Annotated in this window: 18 protein-coding genes; 5 read left to right on the plus strand and 13 right to left on the minus strand. The window is 67.3% G+C overall.

The genetic code is table 11. From position 1 onward, the window contains the following. Positions 1-108: 108 nt before the first annotated feature. Positions 109-1,887 (minus strand): SLC13 family permease, encoded by a 1,779-nt coding sequence (locus AB7849_RS16620; protein ID WP_092704960.1) that lies wholly within the window; start codon positions 1,885-1,887, stop codon positions 109-111. Between the two features lie 217 nt (positions 1,888-2,104). Here AB7849_RS16620 and AB7849_RS16625 point away from each other — a divergent pair, with 217 nt between their 5' ends. Then, positions 2,105-3,031 carry a patatin-like phospholipase family protein gene (locus tag AB7849_RS16625; protein WP_008215358.1) on the plus strand — a complete coding sequence of 309 codons (927 nt, stop codon included), beginning with the start codon at positions 2,105-2,107 and terminating at the stop codon, positions 3,029-3,031. A gap of 57 nt (positions 3,032-3,088) precedes the next feature. On the opposite strand, the gene AB7849_RS16630 is transcribed toward AB7849_RS16625, so the two are convergent. From AB7849_RS16630 to AB7849_RS16655, 6 genes are all read right to left on the minus strand, one after another. After that, entirely contained in the window at positions 3,089-3,457 is a 369-nt protein-coding gene (locus tag AB7849_RS16630; protein ID WP_008215357.1) for a DUF488 domain-containing protein, read from the minus strand. Between the two features lie 258 nt (positions 3,458-3,715). Next, positions 3,716-4,432 carry a glycosyltransferase gene (locus AB7849_RS16635; protein WP_008215354.1) on the minus strand — a complete coding sequence of 239 codons (717 nt, stop codon included), beginning with the start codon at positions 4,430-4,432 and terminating at the stop codon, positions 3,716-3,718. A 103-nt stretch (positions 4,433-4,535) separates the two neighbouring features. Beyond that, positions 4,536-5,402: a ParB/RepB/Spo0J family partition protein gene (locus AB7849_RS16640; protein WP_008215352.1), complete on the minus strand. Its 867-nt coding sequence runs from the start codon at positions 5,400-5,402 to the stop codon at positions 4,536-4,538. A gap of 4 nt (positions 5,403-5,406) precedes the next feature. After that, the gene (locus AB7849_RS16645) at positions 5,407-6,264 is read right to left on the minus strand and encodes a ParA family protein (protein ID WP_008215348.1); all 858 of its coding nucleotides are present in this window, start codon (positions 6,262-6,264) and stop codon (positions 5,407-5,409) included. Positions 6,265-6,363: 99 nt separating this feature from the next. Further along, the gene (rsmG, locus tag AB7849_RS16650) at positions 6,364-6,999 is read right to left on the minus strand and encodes a 16S rRNA (guanine(527)-N(7))-methyltransferase RsmG (RefSeq protein ID WP_037101917.1); all 636 of its coding nucleotides are present in this window, start codon (positions 6,997-6,999) and stop codon (positions 6,364-6,366) included. 147 nt (positions 7,000-7,146) lie between these two features. Beyond that, the gene (locus AB7849_RS16655) at positions 7,147-7,602 is read right to left on the minus strand and encodes an SPFH domain-containing protein (RefSeq protein WP_008215345.1); all 456 of its coding nucleotides are present in this window, start codon (positions 7,600-7,602) and stop codon (positions 7,147-7,149) included. Positions 7,603-7,871: 269 nt separating this feature from the next. On the opposite strand from AB7849_RS16655, the gene AB7849_RS16660 reads away from it, so the two are divergent. Continuing rightward, positions 7,872-8,387, plus strand: a complete 516-nt coding sequence (locus AB7849_RS16660) for a gluconokinase (RefSeq protein WP_008215343.1) — start codon at positions 7,872-7,874, stop codon at positions 8,385-8,387. 72 nt (positions 8,388-8,459) lie between these two features. Here AB7849_RS16660 and AB7849_RS16665 read toward each other — a convergent pair whose 3' ends face one another. Beyond that, positions 8,460-9,032 (minus strand): class I SAM-dependent methyltransferase, encoded by a 573-nt coding sequence (locus tag AB7849_RS16665; RefSeq protein ID WP_008215341.1) that lies wholly within the window; start codon positions 9,030-9,032, stop codon positions 8,460-8,462. Between the two features lie 209 nt (positions 9,033-9,241). Here AB7849_RS16665 and AB7849_RS16670 point away from each other — a divergent pair, with 209 nt between their 5' ends. Continuing rightward, positions 9,242-12,265, plus strand: a complete 3,024-nt coding sequence (locus AB7849_RS16670; RefSeq protein WP_037101911.1) for a ligand-binding sensor domain-containing diguanylate cyclase — start codon at positions 9,242-9,244, stop codon at positions 12,263-12,265. A 154-nt stretch (positions 12,266-12,419) separates the two neighbouring features. Here AB7849_RS16670 and AB7849_RS16675 read toward each other — a convergent pair whose 3' ends face one another. Further along, a complete protein-coding gene (locus AB7849_RS16675; protein WP_008215338.1) occupies positions 12,420-13,253 on the minus strand; it encodes a pirin family protein in 834 nt (277 codons plus the stop codon). A gap of 197 nt (positions 13,254-13,450) precedes the next feature. On the opposite strand from AB7849_RS16675, the gene AB7849_RS16680 reads away from it, so the two are divergent. Together AB7849_RS16680 and map are read left to right on the plus strand one after the other, a co-directional pair. Beyond that, positions 13,451-13,693, plus strand: a complete 243-nt coding sequence (locus tag AB7849_RS16680; RefSeq protein WP_008215336.1) for a ParD-like family protein — start codon at positions 13,451-13,453, stop codon at positions 13,691-13,693. Between the two features lies 1 nt (position 13,694). Further along, positions 13,695-14,453, plus strand: a complete 759-nt coding sequence (gene map / locus AB7849_RS16685; protein ID WP_037101908.1) for a type I methionyl aminopeptidase — start codon at positions 13,695-13,697, stop codon at positions 14,451-14,453. A 128-nt stretch (positions 14,454-14,581) separates the two neighbouring features. Here map and AB7849_RS16690 read toward each other — a convergent pair whose 3' ends face one another. The 4 genes from AB7849_RS16690 to AB7849_RS16705 form a co-directional block, all read right to left on the minus strand. After that, positions 14,582-15,262 carry a YecA/YgfB family protein gene (locus AB7849_RS16690; protein ID WP_008215331.1) on the minus strand — a complete coding sequence of 227 codons (681 nt, stop codon included), beginning with the start codon at positions 15,260-15,262 and terminating at the stop codon, positions 14,582-14,584. Continuing rightward, the gene (xth, locus tag AB7849_RS16695) at positions 15,262-16,029 is read right to left on the minus strand and encodes an exodeoxyribonuclease III (protein ID WP_008215330.1); all 768 of its coding nucleotides are present in this window, start codon (positions 16,027-16,029) and stop codon (positions 15,262-15,264) included. The genes AB7849_RS16690 and xth overlap by 1 nt, the downstream gene beginning before the upstream one ends. A 187-nt stretch (positions 16,030-16,216) precedes the next feature. Continuing rightward, positions 16,217-18,418 carry a transglycosylase domain-containing protein gene (locus AB7849_RS16700; RefSeq protein WP_369501415.1) on the minus strand — a complete coding sequence of 734 codons (2,202 nt, stop codon included), beginning with the start codon at positions 18,416-18,418 and terminating at the stop codon, positions 16,217-16,219. 4 nt (positions 18,419-18,422) lie between these two features. After that, positions 18,423-24,251, minus strand: coding sequence for an MG2 domain-containing protein (locus tag AB7849_RS16705; protein ID WP_369501416.1), 5,829 nt, complete (start codon positions 24,249-24,251; stop codon positions 18,423-18,425). Positions 24,252-24,382: the final 131 nt, after the last annotated feature.

The raw sequence follows: 24,382 nt of genomic DNA on the forward strand, positions 1-24,382 counted from the left end.
AAACGCGCAGCACCATCATGTACGGCACGAAGCTCGTTCCGATGCCACCTTCAGCGAGGTTGGCCCCTCACCCCAACCCTCTCCCCGGCGGGGAGAGGGAGTCAGGCATCAGTGTGCGGCGGCGGGATGGAACGGCCAGAAGTGCGGGATCAGCCACATCGACAGCGCACAGAACACCAGGATCAGCGGAATGCCGACCTTCATGAAATCGGTGAAGCGGTAGCCCCCGGCGTAGTACACCATCGTGTTGGTCGGATAACCCACCGGCGTGGCGAACGAGGTGGCCGCGGCGAATGCCACCGCCACCACGAAGGGCCGCGGGTCGACGTGCATCGCGCCGGCCACCGACGCGGCGATGCCCACCATCAGCACCACCGACGGGTTGTGGCCCATCAGTTCGGTAAGCAGCGCGGTGAGCAGGTACACCATCAGCAGGGCGGCCAGCGGCCCGTGCGAACCGACCACGCCCAGGCCCAGCTGCACCAAGGTGTGTGACAACCCGGTCTTGTCGATCGCCATGCCCAACGGCAGGATCGCGCCGAGCAGGATGATGATCTTCCAGTCCATGCCTTCGTAGACGTCCTTGCGCCCGAAGCAGCCGGTCAGCGCCATCGCGACGGCGCCGCAGATCGCGGCAATCGGGATCGGCAACCAGCGCATGCCCGAAACCACCACCACGGCCAGCATGATGCCCACCGCGTAGAAGGCCTTGCGCGGGGTGCGATGGGCTTCGTCGCGCTCGCTCAGCACGATGAACGCCTCGTCGTTGCGCAGGTTGGCCAGGGCGTCTTCGTCGACCAGCGCCAGCAACACGTCGCCCACCGCCAGCCCGACGTCGCTGAGTTTGTCGCGCAGCACCTGGCCGCGTCGGTGGATCGCCAACACCACCGCGTCGTAGCGCCAGCCGATGCCGGTTTCGGCGAAGCGCCGGCCCTCGACCGGGCTGGCCGGGGCGACCATCAGTTCGATCATCACGCGGCTGCGTTCGCGATCCTTCACGTAGCGGCTTTCCGGTGCGTTGCGCAGGCCGGCACGGTGCTGGAAATCCTCGATCTTGTCCCAGTCGCCGCGCACCAGCAGCACGTCGCCCTCGGCGATCTCCTGCGAGTGCGGCGACCACATGCGCTTTTCGCCGCGCAGCAATTCGAGCGGGTACACGCCGTATTTCTCGCCCAGCTTCGCCGCGGCGATGCTTTGCCCGATCAGCGCGGAATCGGCCGTCACTTCCAGCTCGGTCACGTACTTGCCGACATCGGCCTGCACCGGCTGCTCGGCATCGACATGACGTGGCAGCAGCCAGCGACCGACCAGCATCAGGTAGGTGATGCCGACCACCGCCAGCACCACGCCCAGCGGCGCGAACTCGAACACGCCGAAGCCCTGCAGGTGATGCTTGCGCGCCAAGCTGTCGGCCAGCAGGTTGGACGAGGTGCCGATCAAGGTACATACGCCGCCCATCTGCGCCGCGTAGGCCATCGGCATCAGCACCCGCGCTGGCGAGGTGTGCGTGCGCTGGCACACGCGCAACGCCAACGGCAGGAACGTGGCCACCAGCGCGATGTTCTTCACGAAGGCGCCGATCGGCGCGATCGCCAGCATCATCGCCAGAGTCAGCAACCAGGGTTGCCGGATCCGCGAAAGCAGCCGGATCAGCGGTTCCAGCGCGCCGGAGCGCTCGATGCCCATGCTCAGCGCGAACATTGCCGCCACGGTGACGGTGGCCTCGTTGCTGAAACCGCTCAACGCATCGAGCGGACTGACGATGCCCAGGATCACCAACGCCGCCAGCATCATCAGCGCCACCAGGTCGATGCGCACCTTTTCGCTGGCGAACAGCGCCATGGCCAGCACGATGATGGCCACCGTCGCCCAGGCCTGCCAGCTCATGCGCGCTCCCCGTCGATGCGGACGAAGGAAACGGCGCGGCACACTGGCGTTTTCACGAATCTCACGGAATGGCGCATGCTGGGTTGCTGCCGACAGGGCATGGACGCATGCTACACGGGCACGTGCCTGGCGCAACGACAGCCCACCAGCGGCGCCGCGCTTCGCGCCCTGCCGCCCGCAAGAAACCTCCACCCCGATCCCACGCAAGCCGCCGAACATGCCTTCGAACGACACCACGCTTCCCGCCCTCACCGACAGCGATGCCCCACGCAAGCCCACCGTGGCGCTGGCGCTGGGTGCGGGCGGCGCGAAAGGGCTGGCACACATCGGCGTGATCGAGGAACTGACCGCCCAGGGTTTCCAGATCACCGCCATCGCCGGTTGCTCGATGGGCGCGCTGATCGGCGGCATCTACGCCACCGGCAAACTCGACGTATATCGCGACTGGGTCACCACGCTGGCCAAGCTCGACGTGCTCAAGCTGGTCGACTGGACGCTGAGAGGTGGCGGCCTGATCAAGGGCGAGAAGATCATCGGCACCCTGCTGGAAATGATCGGCGACGAGCAGATCGAGGACCTGCCGCTGTCCTTCACCGCGGTGGCCACCGACATCGACCGCGAACGCGAAATATGGCTGAGCCGCGGTTCGCTGTTCGAGGCGATCCGCGCCTCCATCGCCATTCCCACCATCTTCCGCCCGCACACCATCAACGGCCGCCGGCTGCTCGATGGCGGCCTGCTCAACCCGGTGCCGGTGACACCGCTGATCCGCGATCCGGCCGACTACCTGGTCGCGGTCAGCCTGGATGGCGCGGCCGAACCCGCCACGCCGGACACGCTGGACGACAAGACCCGGCATCGCGGCCTGCTGCGCCGCCTGTTGCCGCATGGCGGCGACAAACCGGAGGTGAAGACCCACGAACCGGGCGTGCTGGAACTGATGGGGCGCTCGATGGACCTGATGCAGGCCAACCTGGCACGCCTGCGCCTGGCCGCCTACGAGCCGGACCTGCTGATCCAGCTGCCGCGCAATGTCTCCACCGTCTACGAGTTCTACCGCGCCCGGGAACTGATCGAGCTGGGCCGCGAGCGCACCCGCGAGGTGCTGGAAGGCTGGCGCGAGCATCATCCGGGGCGCGCGTAGCACCACTGGTCACTTCCCCAACCCTGTCCTGCAAGCGGGAAAGGGAGCTCCGGCATCTCAACCCGGGCCGTGCTTCTTCAGCCAGGTTTCCAAGTACGACTTCAGCACCACCGCGTTGTTGTGCTCCTCGTCGCGCGCGCCGAACAGCAGGGTGATGTGATGTCGCTCGGCCTGCTCGGCCAGCGCTCGCCAATGCTCGGTCAACTCGTCCAGTTCGCTGGCGTAGCGGTGGCGGAAACCTTCCCAGCGCGCCGGGTCATGGCCGAACCACTGGCGCAATTCGGTGGATGGCGCCAGATCCTTGATCCACAGATCGATGGCGGCGTCTTCCTTCTTCATTCCCCGCGGCCACAGGCGATCGACCAACACGCGCTGGCCATCGGATTTCGCAGCGGGCTCGTACACACGCTTGACACTGATGCTCACGACAAACCTCCCTTGGCGGGAAGCTTCAAGCATACGCCGCCGTCATCGACGCGGCGTGACGCAGATCAGTAGCGCCGATCCAGAGCCTTGCCCAGGCAACGCCGCTTCTGTCACCAGGAACAGCTTGCAGGAACCCACCAGGGGGCGAGGCTTTTGTATTGAACGTGTCGAAGGGCGCCAGAGCAAAAGCATCGCCCGCGAGCGGGCACCTACCCCGTCAAGTTGTGCGCTCGACGGGGGAAGATTCTGGACGGGCTTTCAGGATTCCTCGACCCGGGTCACCTTGCCGCGACGCATCAGCCACGCCACGCCGCGCAGGTCGGCCAGGCCCACCCACAGGCGGTCGAGCATGCCGTACTTGGAGGTGCCGGCGGTACGCGGGCGATGCCCGACCGGCACGCTCTGGCTCTGGAAACCGGCGCGCTTGACCAGCGCCGGCAGGTAGCGGTGCATGTGGTCGAAATACGGCAGGCGCAGGAACACCTCGCGCTCGAACAACTTCAGGCCGCAACCGGTGTCCGGCGTGGCGTCCTTCAGCATGCGCGAACGCACCGCGTTGGCGATCTTCGAGGAGATGCGCTTGTTGAAACTGTCGCGGCGGGTGGTGCGCCAGCCGGCGAACAGTTTCACTTCCGGTGAAGCGGCAGCGCGCGCGGCAAGCAGCTTCGGAATGTCGGCCGGATCGTTCTGACCGTCGCCGTCCAGCGTGGCGATCCACGGCGACTTCGCCGCGCGCACGCCATTCCACACCGCCGTGCTCTGGCCGCTGCGGGTGACGTGGTGCAACACCCGCAATTCCGGATGACTGGCCTTCTGCACGGTCAGCACCTTGCGGCTGTCGTCCACGGAATCATCGTCGACGTAGATCACCTCGTAGTCGACCTTGCCACGCAGCGCGGCAGCGATCTCGGCGAGCAGCGGCGGGATGTTGTCCCGTTCGTTGAACACGGGAACGACGACGGAGAGTTGTGGCATGAGGAAATAACCTGGTGAGAAGTGAGTGGAGAGGAGCGAGAAGTGAGAGAAGGCCTGAAGTTCGGCTCTCACTCCTCACTTCTGTTCACTCGCTGCTGCTGTTTCAGCGGATCTTGCCGAGGATGCCGTCCAGCTCGTCATTGCTGTGGTAGTGGATCACCAGCTTGCCGCGACCGCCGCGGCCCTGCGCCAGCTCCACCCGGGTGGCGAAGCGTTCGGCCAGCTCGCGCTCCAGCGCATCAATGTTGGGATCGCGCGAAACGCTTTTCGCCTTGCCCTTGGGCGCGGTCTGCGCACGACGCGCGGCGTCTTCCAGCTCGCGCACCGACCAGCCCATGGTGGTGGCCTGGCGCGCCAGCGGCAGCGCGATGGCTTCGTCCAGGGTCAGCAGGCAACGGGCGTGGCCCATCTCCAGCTTGCCTTCGTCGAGCAGCTTGCGGATCGGCGCCGGCAATTCGGTGAGGCGCAGCATGTTGGACACGGAGGCCCGCGAACGGCCCACGGCGTCGGCCGCCTGCTGGTGGGTAAGGTCGAAATCCTCGACCAGGCGCTTGAGCGCGTCGGCCTCTTCCAGCGGGGTGAGATCCTGGCGCTGGATGTTCTCGATCAGCGCCATCGCCGGCACGGCGGCTTCGGCCACTTCCTTGACCAGCGCGGGGATCTCGCTCATCTGCGCGCGTTGCGCGGCGCGCCAGCGGCGTTCACCGGCGATCAGCTCGAATTTGTCCTTGCCGATGGCACGCACCACCACCGGCTGGATCAGGCCCTGCGCCTTGATCGACGCGGCCAGTTCGTCCAGCGCGTCTTCGTTCCAATGTCGGCGCGGCTGGTACTTGCCGGGCTGGATCTGCTGGATCGGCAGGTTGCGCAGCTCGCCTTCCTGTTCGGTTACCGCCGGCGAGGCGCTGCCTTCGCCGCCCAAGAGGGCGTCGAGCCCGCGTCCCAATCCCCGTTTCTTCGCGGCGGCCATCTGCTTAGTGCTCCTGGTGTAGATACGCGGCGGTGTCGACCACTTCTTCGTGGACACCGTCGTCGTGCATGTCGTGCAAGGCGTTCACCGCCGCCTGCGCGCCGCGTTCGCGGCGGATGATTTCGCCGGCCAGGCCGATGTAGGCGATGGCGCCGCGTGAGCTGCGGTCGTACAGGTGGATCGGCTGGCCGTGGCTGGGCGCTTCGGCCAGGCGCACGTTGCGCGGGATGATCGAGCGCAGCACCTTGTCGCCGAAGTGCTCGGTGAGCTGGGTGGAAACCTCGTTGCCGAGGTTGTTGCGCACGTCGTACATGGTCCGCAACAGGCCTTCGATCTCAAGCGCGGGATTCAGCCGCTGGCGCACCGCCTTCACCGTCTCCAGCAGGCTCGAGAGGCCTTCCAGCGCGAAGTATTCGCACTGCACGGGAATCAGCAGCCCGTCGGCCGCGGTCAGCGCGTTGAGGGTGAGCAGGTGCAGCGACGGCGGGCAGTCGATCAGGATGGTCTGGTACTTGTCCGCGATCTTGGCGAGCTGTTCTTTCAGCCGGCTCTCGCGGGCCAGCGCATCCATCAGCTTGAGTTCGGCGGCGGTGAGGTCGCCGTTGCCGGGCAGCAGGTCGAAATGCGCCTCGGTGGCCACGATGGCCTGCTCGATCGGCGCTTCGTCGAGCAGCACCTCGCAACCGTTCGGGCGGGCTTCGCGCTTGTCCACGCCCGAGGCCATCGTCGCGTTGCCTTGCGGATCGAGGTCGACCAGCAGCACCTTGCGCTTGGCCGCGGCCAGCGCGGCAGCAAGGTTGACAGCGGTGGTGGTCTTGCCGACGCCACCCTTCTGGTTGGCGACGGCGATGATGCGGGCCATGGGTCGTCGATACCGTAAGCGAGCGAAAGGAGGGCTAGATTAGCAGGCCGGCCGGGAGCCTGTCGGGCTTTGGTGGGTTGGTCGGGCCGCGGGCGAAGCTCAAGCGTCGCTCCTGCCCAGCACGACCAGGCGACGTTCCGCCTCCAGCCCGGGCACCGCCAGTGCGTAGATGCCGCGCAGCGCGAAACCGGCCGGCACGCCGGGCAGCTCGTCGGCCGGATCGCGGCCCTTCATCGCCAGCCACACGCCGTTGGGCGCCAACAGGTGGCCGCCCCAGCCCAGCATGTCGGCGAGGCTGGCGAAGGCGCGCGCGGTGATGCAATCGAACTGGCCTTCCACCTGTTCCACCCGCGACTGCAGCGCACGCACGCCATCGAGCTTCAGCGCGCGGATCGCCTCGCGCAGGAAGCGGACCTTCTTGCCATTGGAATCCACCAGCAGGATCTGCCGGCCCGGCGCCGCGATCGCCAGCACGATGCCGGGCAGGCCCGGGCCGGTGCCGAGGTCGGCCAGGGTTTCGCCCTGCACGTACGGCAGGATCGCCAGCGAATCGAGCAGGTGGCGGGTGACCATCTCGACCGGATCGCGCACGGCGGTGAGGTTGTAGGCGGCGTTCCAGCGCTCCAGCAAGGCCTGGTAATCCAGCAGCCGTTCCAGCGCGCCGTCGGGCAGCGACAGGCCGAGCGTGGCCACGCCCTGTTCCAGTCGGCTGTGCAAGGCGGTGCGAGCGGTCATGCGGCGTTCCATGGAATGACGAAAGGGTCGGCCAGTATCCGGCGTGGCCGCCAAAAGGAAAACCCGCCGGGTGGCGGGTCAAGACTTGCAATTTCCCCAGTGCGGGCGCTCTCGGGCAGCCCTGCATCCCCATTTCATATCGTCGGCTCAGGCGATATCCAGTTCCACGCGGGTCACCATCACGCCGCGCTCGCGCAGCACGCCGTTGAGGCGCTGCTTGAGCTGCATGCCCAGCTCACGACGGTCGGCCGCGATGTTGGCTGGCTCGCTCTGCAATGCTTCCAGCGCACCGCGGCGGATCAGCTGGTCGGCCTGGTCGATCATGGCGTCCGCACGATCCGGTTCCAGCACCTGCCAATACACTGTGCCGTGCACGTCGCGCGCATCGGCCAGCGCTTCCTGGAAACGCAGCACGCGACCACCGAGGTCGATGCGATGTGCCACCCGGTCCAGCAGCGGCAGCACCACGTGCGTGCCCGGCTGCAGCAGGCGCGTCGGCTTGCCGTGCCGGTACAGGCTGTAGACCTGCCCCGCAGGCACCCGCTTCACCGCGCAGAACGCGATGGTCGACAGGCACAGCAGCAAGGTGGTCCAGATAATCATCTTGAAAACAACCAGTTATATGATGTTTCTTTTGTTTGGCTTGCAACAACAGCTTACAGGCAATTGAATGCTCTTGGCTTAATCCTAATTTAACGCCGATTTTAAACGTCTTTCAAGCGGTTCCATCACGAAATTTGAACATCAGCCTCCCGCAGGGGCCTGAAGGGGCCAAACAAGCCCACTGCCTCGCCCGAAGACAAAGCATCATTTGCGCCAGCAGGCCGCCGCACTTACGGTGGCCGGTCGCAAACCGGTGCAAGGGCAAACAGATGAGCAAGGCCGTGGTGGTGGTGGTGATGGGCGTGTCCGGCTGCGGCAAGAGTGGCCTCGGCGCGGCACTGGCCAACGCGCAGGGCTGGCCTTTCCTGGAAGGCGACTCCCTGCACTCGCCCGCCAACATCGCCCGCATGCAGGCCGGCCAACCGCTAACGGATGCCGATCGCGCGCCCTGGCTGGCCGCCATCGAAACGTGGATGAGCGATCGTCTGCGCGGCGGATACAGCGTGGTGGTGGCCTGCTCGGCGCTGCGGCGCAGCTACCGCGACGGGTTGCGTCGGGCCGGGGCGGTGCGCTTCGTCTACCTGCAGGTGCCGCGCGACGAACTGGACCGGCGCATGCGCGCACGCGAACACTTCATGCCGCCGTCGCTGCTGGACAGCCAGCTCGCCACGCTGGAACCGCCGACGGTGGACGAAGCCGCGCTGATCCTGCCGCCCGCCCCGCCCGGCGAGCTGCTGGCACAAACGCGGCAATGGCTGGCGACGGGCGAATCCGCCGCGAATTGATTCGCGTGTCATCACGCGGCGCCTTCGCTGCCGCCCGCGTTCACGCTGGCATGCGCAACACTCGCGGGTGAATCAGCGTCGTCCGATCAGGCCGAAATGAAACGGGCAGCCATCCTGCAGATCGACGGATTCGATGCCGTGGAACCCCGCTTCCTCCAGCCATTGCCGGCACTGCTGCGGCGTCGGACGGATTGCCAGCGGCGGCCCGCGCGGGGTCGGGATGTCGCTGCGCCAGTGCATCACCGAAAGCACGCCGCCATCGCGCAATGCCCGGTGCGCCTCCCGCAACAAGGGCAACGGTTGCGCCAGATGCAGCAGGTTGAAAATCATCGCGTGCGCCTGCGACGTGGCCGCCACGCCGCTGCCATCGGCGATGAAATCGCGCAGCTCGGCGCGGATGTTGCGCAAGCCCAGGCTGGCCGCCTTCCCGCGCACGCGCTCGATCATCGCCGGTTCGATATCCAGCGCGGTGACCACGCCGCTTGTGCGTCGCGCCGCCGGCACCGTGAAGGAACCGTAGCCACAACCGAACTCGAGCACGTCGCCGTGCACCGTCGCTCCCAGCAAGCGGCCGATGGCGGCCTCGCCATCGAAGAAGCCGGCCCAGCGGGCTTCCTCGGGCATGCCGCTTTCACGCACTTTCATGGAATGGCTTCCTCGTTCACATGCAAGCCGGCACGACCCGGGCGAAAAGCCCAGTATGCCTGCGACGCTGACGCGCGGCGGCCAGGCATCACCGATCCACCGCAACCGCGTGCGCGCTTCACCTGTGTGATGAATCCCCTCTGATATTCTGCGACGAAGCGCCCGACGGACGCCTTCACCATTGCCGCGCGTACCTGGGTAAAAAATCGATGGGACATGGATCAGGGGGACTGATTCGATTGGCCTGGGTCGCGCTGATGGCATTCGGCGTGCTCGGCCCGCTATCGGCACACCCCGCGACCACCACGCGCGACACGCAGCCGCTCGACCTGTTCGATCTCGGCGCGCCTTCGTTCACCACCTTCACCACGCGCGACGGCCTGCCCGGGCCGGTCACCGTCACGGTGCGTACCGACCGGCAAGGTTTCGTCTGGGTCGGCACCCCGCACGGGCTGGCGTGGTACGACGGCCTGCGCTGGCACGCGCTCGACAACCCGGCCCTGCGCGGCTACATCCAGCAATTGTTCGTCGACCACGAAGGCACGCTGTGGGCCTGTGCCAGCACGTTCGGGTTGGCGCGCTACGACGGCAAGCACTGGCATGTCGAGGGCACCGCCGACGGCCTGACGGACCACAACGTGCGCCGGCTGGTGGAAACCGACACCCCGGCCGGCAAGCGTTTGTGGGCGGTGACCACGGACAAGGGCCTGTTCTATCGCGACCACGGTCGCTGGCAGGCGGACCCGGGCAACGCCCAGTTGCCGCACGGCTACACGCTGGCGCTGGCGCAGACCCACACGCTGCTCGGACAGGAACGCCTCTGGGTCGCCGGTAGCGGCGGCCTGTGGTATCGCGCACCAGGCGGCCACTGGCAGCGCTTCCGCGCTCCCGGTTTCGACGCCGGCAACGGCCTGGAATACCTGCTGGCCACGCGCAACGAGGGCCACGAAGCGCTGTGGATTTCCGTGTTCAATTCCGGATTGTGGCGGCTGGACGACCACGGCCTGCATCACTGGAGCGTGGCCACCGGCGATCTGCCGACTGACGTGCTGTACAACATGGTTGCCACGCCCACGCCGGACGGCGGCCAGGCGATCTGGGCCTCTTCGCGCAACGGGCTGGTGCGCATCTACCACGACCGCGTGCGCGTGTTCGACCGACGCTACGGCTTGCTCTCGAACGCCATTCGCGGCCTCAGCCTGTGGCGCAGTCCCAACGGCACCTGCGTGCTGTGGCTGGCCACCGAGGATGGCGTGGCGCGGGTCATCGTGGGCACGCATGCGTGGAAAGCCGTGTCCCTGCTGGGTGCGAACCAGACCGGCGTGCTCGGCGTGCTGGTCGACCATGACCACGACGGCAACGAGCGCCTGTGGGCAGGTTCGGATGGCGACGGCCTGGGTTTGTACACGCGCGGCCGCTGGCGTTATTTCCGCAAGGTGGGCGGCGACTCCGTCGTCAACATGATCGCGCACGCCGACGACCGGCAAGGCCAGCCGACCGTGTGGCTGGGAACCGGCGCCGGCCACCTGTGGCGCGTGGATGACACGCTGCACTTCAAGCCGGTCGCCACGCCGTGGCCACACCCGCCGGGGCAGAGCGTGAACGCCATGCTCAGCCGGCGCATCGGCGGGCAGACCGAGCAATGGTTCGCCACCGATGCATCCGGCATCTACCGCCTGCGCGAGGGCGTATGGACGGCTTTCCGTCCGAAGTCCGCCCACGGCCGCTGGGAGGTGGTGAAGCTGCTGGCGCAAACCACGCCCGACGGACATGCCTGGCTATGGGCCACCAGCAACCAGGGACTGGCCCGTTTCGACGGCACGCAATGGATGCTGCTGGGACGCGACATTGGCCTGCCAGGCACCGACCTGCTCGGCATGCGGCTGATTCCCGATGCGCAGGGGAAACCGATTCTCTGGCTCGGCAGCCGTGCGCACGGCATCATCCGCGTCGATGCCAGCGATCCGCTGCACCCGCACACCTTGCCGGCCAACCTGCCCGCACCACCCGATGCAACCGCCGACGATGCGCTGGCCGATATCGACGGCCGCATCTACATCTGCACCGACTCCGGCGTGCAGATGCTCACGCCACACGCCGATGGCTACCGCTCGCAGGTGTTCACGGTGCGCGATGGCATGGTCAACAACGAATGCAACGCCAACGCGCAGTTCATCGATACGCATGGCCGCTACTGGGCCGGCACGCTGGGCGGGCTGATGGTCCACGACCCGGGTGCGCTCAAGCCGGACCACGAGGCCAAGCCGCTGAAGCTGATCCGGGTACTCGTGGACGGCAAGCCCACGGACGCCGATCGCGTGCGCGTGCCGCCCGGCCACCACGAATTGCGCGTCGATTTCGCGCTGCTGTTCTGGCAGCACGAGGACGCATCGCGCTTCCGCACCTGGCTGCAGGGCTTCAGCGCCACGCCCGGCGCGTGGACGCAGGACAACTTTCGCGAGATCGGCGCGCTGCCGCCCGGCGACTACGTGCTGCACATCGAGGCGCGCGACTACGCGGGCAACCTCAGCACGCCGGTCCTGCTGCCCATCGTGGTGTCGCCGCACTGGTGGCAGCGCTGGTGGGCACGGCTGCTGCTCGCGGTGGCCGCGGGCCTGCTTGCCGCCATCCTGCTGCGCTGGCGCACGCATGCCTTGCGTCGGCGGCAACGTGTACTTGAACAGCGCATCAGCGCGCGCACCGCCGAGTTGAACAGCGCCAACCGCCGGCTGCTGGAACTGTCCCACCACGACGCCCTCACCGGCGTCTCCAACCGCCGCTGGCTGATGGAATCACTGCAACGCGAAGCGCACGGCACGCTCGCCTCGCTGATCTTCATCGACGTGGATCACTTCAAGGCATTCAACGACGACTTCGGCCACCTGGCCGGCGACCAGGCCTTGCGCGAAGTCGCCGAGGCCATCCGCAAGCATGCGCCCGCCGACGCCCTGGTCGCCCGCTACGGCGGCGAGGAATTCGCCTGCCTGCTGCGCCACTGCGACCTGCCGGAGGCCCGCGTGATCGCCGAACAAATGCGCGCGGAAGTGGCCCGGCGGGTGGTGACGTCAGCGGGAAAAGCCACCCGCCAGGTCACGATCAGCGCCGGCATCGCCAGCCGGCACCTGTTCACGGAAGAAGACCACGAAGCGCTGCTGCACGACGCCGACGAGGCCCAGTACGAAGCCAAGCGCTCGGGCCGCAACTGCATCCGCGGCACGATTCGGGTCGCCTGACCGAGGCCGATGCGTCGCTTCGGCGTGTCGCGTTTCCGGCGTCCGCGGATGGTGCCGGGCTTCAACCGGTCCACCGGCGAGTTCGGCATCGGCGCCCCATGCCGAACCCGGTCACGCCGTGACGGTGATCGGGATAGCCAGCACCTGCGATATATCAGAAACGGCCGGCGCGGAAGTCGGCAATCGCCTCGTGGATCTGCTCGGTCGTGTTCATCACGAACGGGCCGTAACGCGCCACCGGTTCGGCCAGCGGCCGGCCGGCAACCAGCAATACCCGCGCCGGCGCCTCGTTGCCGCCCACGACCAGGCTGTCGCCCTCGGACAGCACCGCCAGCTCGCTGCGTCGCAGGATCTGACCGGCCACCTGCGCATCCGCACCATCGAACACATAGGCAAAACCATGATGACCTTCCGGCAACGGAATCGTCACCTGCGCACCGGGTTCCAGCGCGATATCCAGATACACCGGCGCCGTCGTGATGCCAGCCACCGGACCGGTGACGCCGGCCAGCTCGCCGGCGATCACCTTCACCGTGACGCCTTCAGCCGGCTGCACGCTCGGGATGCGTTCGGGGCCGATGTCCTGGTAGCGTGGATCGGTCAGCTTGTCCGCCGCCGGCAGGTTCACCCACAACTGGAAACCCCACATCAGGCCGTTTTCCTGCTGCGGCATCTCCGAATGCAGGATGCCGCGACCGGCCGTCATCCACTGCACGCTGCCTGGCACCAGATCCCCGCGGTTGCCCTTGTTGTCGCCATGCTGCATGTGCCCGGCCAGCATGTACGTCACCGTCTCGAAGCCGCGATGCGGATGCTCCGGGAAGCCGGCGATGTAATCGTCCGCACTGTCCGAACGAAACTCGTCCAGCAACAGAAACGGATCGAGCATGTCCAACCCCGGCTGCCCGATGATGCGCTTGAGCTTGACCCCCGCCCCATCGGCAGTATCGGTGCCGCGGATGCGGCGAAGAATGCGACGCTCACTCATGACAGTCTCCCGTGGGAAATGGATGCCGCCAAGATGATCCCGCGCGAGGGATTGTCCAAGCCCCGTTATGCGAACGGATTGTTGCGTGGGGAGTGTTAGTGGGGTGCAAGCAGAGAGGCGTCCGAGTCCAAATCCCATGACCATCAAGCCGGAAATTCTTGGATCATCCCCATTGAACATGAATATACGAAACATATATGATTCGTATATTCCAACTTTCTGCCGAGCACTCGATGGGCATCGTAAAAATCGAAGACGAGCTTCACGAAGACGCTCGCCGGGCCAGTACGGTCATGTGCCGCTCGATCAATGCCCAGGCCGAGTTCTGGATGAAGGTCGGGATGCTTGCCGAGGCGAATCCCACCCTGTCCTTCAACGACATCGTGAAGATGCAACTCGAGAGTGCGCAAATGAAGATGGCTGGCAGAGCGGTTGCCTGACGTGGTCAAGAGCCCCGATGAGCTTGCGCTCATGCGGACATCGGGCAAGCTGCTCGCATCGGTTTTCGAGATGCTGGACACGCAGGCGCTTGCCGGGCTGTCGACAATGCAGGTCAACGACCTGGTCGAGCGATTCATCACGGTGGATCTTGCCGCGCGGCCGGCGAGCAAGGGGCAGTACGGTTTCAAGTATGTCCTGAACTGCTCGATCAACCATGTCGTGTGCCATGGCGTGCCCGATCCGGACGAGATCATCCGTGATGGCGACATCATCAATCTCGACATCACGCTGGAAAAGCACGGCTTCATTGCGGATTCGAGCAAGACCTATCTCGTGGGCCACGTGCCACCGGCTGCGCGACGGTTGGTGCGGGTGACGCAAGAGGCGATGTGGCAGGGGATAAAGCAGGTTCGCCCCGGTGCGCACCTGGGCGACATCGGTTTCGCGATCGAGCGGCACGCCAAGAAGAATGGCTATTCCGTCGTGCGGGAATATTGCGGACATGGCATCGGCCGGGAGATGCACGAGGACCCCCAGGTGCTCCATTACGGCCGGCCGGGCGCCGGCCTGAAATTGCGAGAAGGAATGGTGTTCACCATCGAGCCGATGCTCAATCAGGGTACCCGCATGGTTTCGACGGAGCCGGATGGATGGACGGTCGTCACCCGGGACCGGAAGTTGTCCGCGCAATTCGAGCACACCGTGGCAGTGACCCGCGATGGCGTCGAGGTGCTGACCTTGCGCGGCGATGGGACCTGAGATCAGCGCCGGCGTCGAAACGACCGGCCGGCGCCCGCTCGCGGGCGATGCCTTTCTGCGGAACGCGGAGCTCGGAAAAGCATCGCCCGTGAACGGGCTCCTACCAAAGCGTCACTGCGCGCGCTGCCTCAATGCACCCAATGCCCACTGCGCTGCCGCGGCGGATGTTGCGCATCGTCCTCGCTGGCGGGCTCCGTCACCAGCGCTTCGAGTTCTTCTTCGGTGGCGGGGTGTTCGTACCAGTAGTGGCTTACCGCGACCAGCACGGCCGGGAGTCGCGACAGGCACTCGTCGTATTCCTCGTCGCCGAGCTTGTCGAAGGTGGCGTCGGCGCTGAGCACGCCTTCGTCCACGGCCAGCGCCATCACCGGGCCGAGCAATTCCATCAGTGACGGGTCGTCGGCCAGGCGTTTTTCCCACAGGCCGGCACGCAGATCGATGCCGCGGCTGAAGCCTTCGCACCAGCCCGCGGCGGACAGCACCGGCATCGGTTCGGCTTCCACCTCGCCGAGGATCGGCTCGTAGGCATCCACGTCTATTTCGGCGCTGATCGAGTCGTTGAGCTTGGCCAGCAGCGCCAGCACGCGGTTGCCTTCGGCCTCGCTGGTGAACGGCTCGTGCAGCACTTCGGGCAGCCACTCCTCGGGCAATACCTGCAGCGGGCCGACAGCCAGCGCGCTGAGCATGCCGTGCACGCCGTCGAGCAGCAGGCGACCGTCGCCTTCCTGCGCATGCGCGCGCAGGTAGCGGTCCAGTTCGTCCAGTTCGTTGTCGTCCAGCGAGCTGGGCCAATCGGTTTTCGTACTCATCACAGGTCCAGGTCCAGCGTTACCGGCGTGTGGTCGGAGGGCCGTTCCCAGCCACGCGGCGTACGGTCGATGGCGGCCGCCGCGGCCGCGGCTTTCAGTGCCTCGCTGATCAGGATCAGGTCGATGCGCAGGCCCATGTTGCGCCGGAACGCGGCTTGTCGATAGTCCCACCAGCTGTAGTGCTCGCCGGCGGATTCGAACAGGCGGAAGCTGTCGGCAAGGCCGAGGTCGGTGATCGCCTTCAGCGCCGCGCGCTCGGGCGGCGAGCACAGGATGTCCTCGCCCCAGGCCACCGGATCGTGCACGTCGCGGTCGTCCGGCGCGATGTTGAAATCGCCCAGCACCACCAGTTTCGGATGGCGCGCCAGCTCGCCCTCGAGGAACGCGTGCACGCGTTCCAGCCAGTGCAGCTTGTAGGCGTATTTCTCGTCGCCGACGGCCTTGCCGTTGACCACGTAGAGATCAACCACACGCACATCGCCGACGGTGGCGGCGAGGATGCGCCGCTGCGGATCGTCCAGCCCGGGAATGTCGGTGACCACGTCATGCAGTTCGTCGCGGGCCAGGATCGCCACGCCGTTGTAGGTCTTCTGTCCGGAGTACACGCTGCGATAGCCGGCCGCGGCCAGCGCATCGGCGGGAAACTTCGCGTCCTCCAGCTTGGTTTCCTGCAGCGCCACCACGTCCGGCTGGGCATCGGCCAGCCATTGCAGCAGGTGCGGCAGGCGCACGTTCAGCGAATTCACGTTCCAGGAAGCGATTTTCATCGCGTCATTGTAGGGGATGCGGCGTGACAGGTCCGCAGCACAGGGCGGACGAGCGGCGGTGGGGCGCCTCGAATGGCAACCTCAAAAACCCTGTCGAAGCCGCCGGTAGGAGCGCACCCTGTGCGCGATGCTTTCTCATAACGTGACGAAAGGCATCGCGCACAGGGTGCGCTCCTACAAAAACGCGTTATTCGGGACTTCCCTCATGCGGCGGCGCCTGCCCCAGCACGCTGAACGCGACCGGGCCGAGTTCCAGCGCGTGGCCGGGATTCCCGTCATCAAGCCAGACACGGGCGCTGAGCGTGTGCGGGCCGGGCACGATCTGCCATGAAGTGGCGGCCTCCGTGGTGGTGGCGAGCGGCTTGCCGTCCAGTTGCCAGACGACACGCTTGATCGCCTGTCCGGCCGTGTCGAGGGAGAAGCGGTAGCGCTGAGTGGCCGCCGGCAGGCGCGGATCGATGGCCAGCATTTCGCCGGGCAGCGGACGGGCGATGGCCACGCGACGCGTCGTGGTCGATGGCGCAGACACGGGCGCGTGCACGTCGCCCAGATGCCAGTCGTCGCGCTGCACGCACGGCGGCGGCCCGATCCACTCGCAGGTGTGCACCGGCTGCAACACCGGGCTGTGCCACAAGCCGGCATACGGCGCGGCGGTGCGCAGGCGCGCGAAGATCTGCCGCAGCACCGGCGCCGGGCCGCTGGAGCCGGTCAGGCCATCGGTGGAACCGCCATCCAGCCGGCCCATCCACACGCCGACGGTGTAGCGGTCATCGAAGCCCATGGCCCAGATGTCGCGGTAGTCGCTGGAGGTGCCGGTTTTCACCGCCGTGGGCACCGGCAGGTCGAGCACGCTGTCGGCACCGAATTCGGCGCTGCGTGCATTCGGGTCGGACAGGATGCTGGCCAGCAGCGAGGTGACCGGCGCCGGCAACACCGGCACCGGATCGGGCTGCGGGGTATCCGCCAGCACGTGCAACGGCAGGTAGCGGCCGTGCCGGGCCAGACTCGCGTAGCCCTGCACCAGGTCGAACAGACGCACGCCGCCATCGCCCAGCACGATCGCCGGGCCGTAGAAATCGGCCGTCTGGTCGAAGGTGCCGAAGCCGAGCCGGTGCAGCAGATCCAGGATTGTCGGCACGCCCACCGCCTGCGCCGTCTTCACCGCGGGGATGTTGAGCGAGTTGGCCAGCGCGTAACGCAGGCTGACCTTGCCGTAGTAGCGGCCGCTGTAGTTGCGATAACGATGCAGGCCTTCGCGGACGTTCTCGGCCAGCGGGGTGTCCTCGATCACCATGTCCGGTTGCCAGCCCAGGCGTGCCATCGCCAGACCATAGACGAACGGTTTCAAGGTGGAACCGGGCTGGCGCGGCGCCAGCACGGCGTCGATCGCGAACGGGCCATCCTGCGGCGCCACCACCCAGGCCAGCACCGCGCCGGTGGCGTTGTCGACCACCAGCGCCGCGGCGTTGCGCACGCCGCGCGTGGCCAGGGTGCGCACGCGCTGACCCAGCACCTGCTGGACGAAACGCTGCAGGTCCGGGTCGAGCGTGGTCTTCAGCACCGGGCCAGTGAGGCCCAGCGCACGGGCGCGTTCGGCAGCATGCAAGACGAACGGGCCGGCTTCGACCGCCAGCGCCTGTTGGCCGGGCTGGATCGGCGCACGTCGAATCGCCTCGGCCTGCGTCGCGTCGATCGCTCCGCTTGCGCGCATGCGTCCGGCCAGCTGATCCACGGCCTGGCGCAAGGCCTGCGGATGCCGACGCGGATCGTAGCGGCTGGGCGAGCGCACCAGCACCGCCAACGACAGTTGTTCGGCCGGATCAAGTGCGTCCGGATCGCGCCCGAAGTAATAGTGCGCCGCCGGTGCCACGCCGCGCCGGCGCGCGCCGTACGGCACCTGGTTGAGGTAGAAATCCAGCACCTGCGCATGGCCGAAGCGGCGCAACAGGCGGCCCGCCTCGATACCGGCGACCCAGTGGCTCCAATACGTATGCGGACGCGGTTGCAGGATGCGCGCCACCTGCTCGCCGATGGTGCTGGCGCCGCGCTGCACCTGCCCCGCGCGCAAATTGCCCCACAGCGCCGCGAAACGCGCACGCCAGTCGACGCCGCCGTGCTGCCAGTAGCGCTGGTCTTCGGAGGCCACGAAGGCGGTACGCAGCAGCGCCGGAATGCGCCACGCCGGCAGCGCATCCACATGGTTGAAGCGGCCGCGATAACTGCGGTTGAGCGGCGTGCCGTCGGCCGCCACGAAATGCAGCGGCGCGGACAACCGCGCCGCCGAGACCAGCGTCGTCGGCAGGGGCGGCAACGCACGCCAGGTCGCCACCGCCAGGGCGACGGCGGCGACCACGGCCAGCGCAGCCAGTCCTGTCAGCCACCGCCGCATCGCCTCAATTCTCCGGCAAGATCACGCGCAGGTGCTGCGGCGCACCGCGGCCGAACACGTCGGGCTGGTAGATCTCCTTCACCTGCGGTGCCGGCGCGATGAACCGACCCGGCGCGATCACCTGCGCCGAATACACCAGCCGGTAATGCCCGGGCGGCAGGTCGTCGGCATAGAAGCGCACCGCATCGAAGGCGGTCTCGCGGTGGTAGAAGCCGCCGTCGACGATTGACATGTTCGGCCACGGGCCACTGTCGAACATCAGCACCGACAAGCCGGGCTGCGCCGACGGCGTGGTCTGCGCGGCGGTGGCCAGTTGCCGGTTGACCGCCTCGAAGGCGCCGGGCAACGGATCGGTCACCACCACGTGGTGGCGTTCGGTGGGCGCGTCCACGTCCAGCGCCACGCGCACGATATCGCCACGCTTGAGCACGCTGGCCGGCCCCACCGGCACCCAGTCGCGACCGCGCTGCACGGCGTAGCTGCGCTTGAGGGTGAAGCCGGCATCGGCCGGTGGCAGCGCATCGGGCGCCATCGCGTAGCTCACCAGCACGTTGTAGTACAGGCGGCCCTGGCCGCCATGCGTCACGTCGACGTTGAAGTTCTGGCCTGGCGCCGCCGCGGGCGCCGAGATCGACGTGCCCGGCGTGCTGCGCGCCGCGAATGTCGCCGTGGCCGGCGCCTTCCCGGGCCACTGCACCTGTGCCGATAAGTCGTGCACCGGCGGCTCGTAGGCATCGGCGTAATGCACGATGGCGCTGGTGCAGAACACGTTCTCCTGGCTGTTCGGCCAGCCGCCGGCATTGCGCCGCCGCGAGGCCACCCAGCGCATCAACTTCTGCGGCGTGGTGCCGAGCAGGCCCTGGTCGCCAATCTCGGTCTTGTAACGCGACAGCGCGTCGAGCACGGCGCAGTTGGAACGCAGCGGCGTGCCCAGCAGGTCGAGGTAGATGCCCGGCTCGTCCTCGTTGAACGAGATCTCGCCGGCCGATTCCTCGGCGTGCGACAGCAACGACTTCACGATCACCTGCGCGCTGGCATGGTCGTGCGTGCCCAGCGCCGCATCCAGCAGCAAGGCCTGGCCGAACAGCCGCAGCTTCGGCAGTTCCGGCAGCATGCCGGCCACCGCACCCGCCGGCAGTTTGCCGCTGGGCGCCAGGGCCGCCATCGCACCGGCGCGCAACACCGGCGCGGCGACATCATCCGGGTTGGCGCCCTTGGCGAGGATCTTCTGCTGCAGATAACCCTGCAGATGCTCGCGCACCGAGGCCGGCACCGGATGACCGGCTTCCTCGAACCAGTCGAAGGCCAGCGCGGTGTAGACGCTGAGGTAGGGACTGACGAAATGGTCGCGCGGAATCCAGAACGCCATGCCGCCGTCCGGCGCCTGGAAATCGGCGGCAGCCGCCAGCGTGGCGTCGATGTCCTTCGCCGCGTGCGGCCATGTCACGGTATCGCCCAGCACCGGTTTCAGGCGCAGGTAATCGGACGCCAGCACGCCGCGGCTGAGGCGGATTTCCCAGGTGCGCAGCAAGTCGTCGCGCAATACCGCGAAGGCACCGTCGAGGCCGCCGACCAGGGTCGGCGCGAGTTTCACTTCCACTTTCGACGTGCCCGGCAACGCCTGCGCCGGCACCTTCACCGGCACCTGCGCGCTGGCGCCGAGCGTGCTGCCGTACTCGGCCGCCACCACCTCGGTGCCGGCGATCGTCACCGGAATCTGCGCGCGCACCGCGTCGCCCAGCTTGCCGGCCTGCGCACTGGCGGTGAGCGTGATGCTGCCCGGCGCGGTCGCCGCCAGCTGCAACCAGCGCAGGCCGTGGCCGAAGGCGCCCAGCTTCAACGCATCGGTCGCCGCGGCCTTGCCGCCTTCGATCGGTCCGCTGGCCTCGATGCGGGTATGCACGTGCAAGGTTTTGCTGGTGCGATTGGTGACATTGAACGCGGCACCGAACTGGTCGCCCACATGCATCTGGTTTGGCAAGGCCGGCTGGATCTGCAACGGCAGATTGACCTGCACGCTGCCGTCGCCCAGGCCCATCTCCGCGCCCGGCCGCATCGCGATCACCAGGATGCGCCAGCGGGTCAGGTTGTCCGGCACGGTGAAGCTGAAGTGCGCGTGGCCGGCCGCATCGGTGGTGAGCTTGTCGTTCCAGTAGGTGGCGTAGCTGAAGTTGCTGCGCACGTTCGGACCGGCGCTTTCGCCACCGCCGCCACCCGGGCTTTCGCCCTTGCCGGCCTTCGGCTGCAACTGCGTCAGCAACTGCTCGGCCAGGCTGAAGTTGGTGACATCGGGGCCGTCCGGCGGTGCATAGAAGCGTGCCAGCGGGTCGTAGTACTTCGCACCCTGCTGCAACAAATCGACCACCGACTGGTCGACCACGATCGCCACCAGCCGGGTGCTACCGGGCGCGTGGCCATCCTGGCCGTGCACGTCGACGTCCACCTGCACGGTCTGGCGCGGCTTGTACTGCGCCGCTGCGGGTTTCACGTCGACCTTCAACGCGCTGCCCTTGCCACTCACCTTCAGCGCCATGTAACCCAGCGCCAGCTCGGGACGACCGAGATCGGGATCCGCCGGCGGGCTGACCCGCGGCGAGAAGATCGCCACCGACAGATAGGCGCCGGGGAAGCAGTCCGCGCCGATCGGCACGTCGATCACCGGCGCGCCGCCCTTCAGCGTCACCAGTTTCTTCCACAGCACGCCGTAGCGTTCCACTGTAATCAGCGCGCGGGCGCCCGGATACGGGTTCTGCACCAGCACGTGGGCGATGTCGCCGACGTGGTAGCTGGACTTGTCCGGCACCAGGGTGACGCCCTTGCCTTGCGGCCAGACCACGCCACCGGCACCGGTGACCCAGGTCGACAGGGTGCTGCGCTGCACGCGGCCGCGGGTGTCGGTGACGTGGGCGACGATGCGATAGCTGCCAGCTTGTTTCGCCGTCAACGCGCACTTCGCCGGAGCCTTGCCGGAGCTGGCCTTGCATTCGGCCTCGGTCTTCCAGTCGACTTTCTGGTCGGGCGTGAAATCGCCGGCGCCGTTCTTCACCCGCACGCTGCTGATCACCTGGCGCTGAAGTTCGATCTGCACCGGGCTGCCGGCCTGCGGCTGGCCCGCCGCATCGACCACCAGGTACTGTACGTCGAACGGCTTGCCGGCGATCTGCATCCAGTCGCTGGTGCGCACGCCGACGAAACGGTCGCGCGCGGCGTAGACGGCATGCGCGCTGTTGGCCACCCAGGTGGCGCGGGCCGATTCCACCGCGGCTTCCACCGCGATATCGCCGTAGAGCACCGGGCTGTCCTTCGGCAACACCACCTGCGTGGCGGCCGCGCCGTCGTGGCCGAGCATGCCTTCGGTCTGTGCCACGGTGGTCGGGCCGACGTAGGTCGCCTCGTCGTCGTTGAAGTCGAAACCTGCAGCCACCGGTGTATCCGGTGCAAAGGCGCGCGGGATCAGTTGCGTGGTGAAGCGCACCTTGGCATCGGTGTACGGGCCACCGGCATGCAGCGCGGCGGTGGCGCGCACATCCACTTTTTCGCCGGGACCGAAACGCGTGCCCTGCAACAACGCGCGCACCTGGAACGTGGCAGGCACGAAGTCGGTGACCATGAACTGCCCGGCCTGCTGGCTGATCGTGCCGGTGGCGGTCGGCCAGCTCAGCGAGATGCTGTAGCTGCCAGTGGTGGCGGTAGCCGGTATGTGCAATTGGCCGTCCATGCCGCCGAAGTCCGACAACTTGACGTGCTTCTTCTCCAGCACCGTGTTGCCGGTCGGGTCGGTGATCTGGAGCGTGTAATCCAGCGCCGGCGGCGCGACCAGGGTGGCGCGGCCTTCGTCGCGCACGAAGGCGATGAAACGCACGTCGCTGTCGGGTTTGTAGATGCCTTGCTCGGTCACCGCCCACACGCGCATGTGGCCATGCGCCGGCGCGTTGCTGGCGCTGAAGGCGTAGTGGCTGGCATCACCTACCGAGCGCTTGAACGACCAGTCCAGCGGCAGCAGCGCCAGCGTGTCGGCGCGGGTGGCTCCGATGTAGAAGTGCTTGTGCGTCTTCCACGGCTCGAACCAGGACGTGGGCAACGTCGCCGCGCCCGGCAACACGGCCACGCCATGGGCGTCGGTAGACACCGGCTTGCCGGCGACGAGGGCGAGCGGGTCCAGTGCATTGTCCTGCCCGACGTACATGCCCACGCGCATGCCGGCTACCGGCGCCCCCGTGTCCAGGCGGCTGACCCAGACCAGAGTGTCGAAATGACCGACCTTGGCCAGCACCTGGTACGGCGTCACTTCGCCCATGAAGTCATAGGGCTGCCAGGGATGGTTCGGCGACCAGTCCAGCGTGCCCCAGAGCACGCCGGAACGGCCATCGAGCAGTTTGCGCACGCCGAGCCGGCCACGCACCAACCGATCCGGCGCCACCGCCAGGTCGGGTCGTTTGAGCAGATCCGCATCCTGTGCCGGCGCGGGCGACGTGCCGGCTGCCAGATCACCGGCGAACAGGCGGCGATAGTTGAAATCGAGACGGTCGAGGTTGGTGAAACTCAGTGGCGCGATGGTGGCCTGGCCGGCTTCCAGCACGGCTTCGCTGGGTGGCGGATTGATGAACGGCACCCGATGGCCGGTCTGGAATGTGAGCGTCACCGGCTTGGCCAGCGTGCGGCCGAAGCGATCCTTCACCCCGGCCGGCACGGTCACGGCGTAGTCGCGCATCGGATCGAGCTTGAAGGTCAGCGGGAAGCTGTCCGGACGCTCGGCATCGGTCGGGCTGCGCGGCTCGCGCAGGAACCATTGCGGGTAATCACGCCAGATCGCCGCCAGCCGATCGCGCGGCATCGGCAACGGCTTCCAGCGAATCGCCGCCAGCGTCGCGCGCGGCACCGGCGAACTGAACAGCAGATTGAGGCTGTTCGGGCGACAACGCGAACCGACGGCATCGCCGGGCGCCTGCATCTGTGCACGGTCGCCGCTGTCGCGACACCCGATGCCGGCGAAGGCGAAGGCGCCGTAGGTGGTGATGCCGGTATCGCCATCGAGATCGGTCTGCTTGCTCGGCAACGGGCCCAGCGGCGAGCGCATGCCCGGCTGCGCGAGCAACGTGTAATGCTGCGCCGGCGCCAGCGCATGCGCCGGCTTGACCAGCCACACCCGCCGACCCTGCGTGGCGTCGGCGTGAGCATCCAGCGGGGTATCCGGGCTGGGCGCATCCACCTCGACCACGGCGCCCGGCGCACCCGGCACCGGCAGCCACAGTGGGCCCTGCCGTTTCCTGGTGAACGGTGTCACCTTCGCTGCCACCACGTGGCCGTGACCGTCATCGAAACCGATATGTCGCGCCACTTCGGCGGCGGTGACGCGCATGTTGAAGCGCAACAGGTATTGCGGCATCACCGGCGACAGCCAGTGCCGGAACTCGCTCCACAACACCTGCGGACGCCAGGTAGTGAAATCCTGCGTGACCGGCGCGGCCAAGTGGCTGCCGTCCATCGCCTTGAGCGCGGTGCCGACGGTGATGGTGTAGCGCGTGGCCGGACTGAAACGTTGCTGCCCGGCCAGGCGGCAAGCTAGTTCGCTGGTATCCAGCCAGCGCCACTGGCAACCCGGATCGGGCTTGATATGCACCGGCAGCGTGGCGCTGTCGCGGCCCATGTGGCCCAGCGGCACCATCGCCCGATCGAACTGAATCACCGCCTCCTGCCCCGGCTGCACGTTCGTGCCCGACGGCGAGATGCGACGCACCTGCAAGTCGCCATCGGCGGCGCGCGCAGCGCCGGTCTGGATGAACGCCAGCACGCAGGTGGCGGCGAGGATCATGCAACGTTGCAGCGTGCTCATCTTCCGTGTTCCCCCGATCCAGTGAACCAACGGCGCGGACCTCCGCACCCTTCCACACCGCAAGGGTACATGGACGACATGTCCCTCCGGCGCATCCCGCGCACAACATCAGCAAGCCGACTCACGCCGTG

The sequence above is a fragment of the Rhodanobacter sp. FW021-MT20 genome (genome assembly GCF_041107475.1).
GTDB lineage: Bacteria > Pseudomonadota > Gammaproteobacteria > Xanthomonadales > Rhodanobacteraceae > Rhodanobacter_A > Rhodanobacter_A glycinis.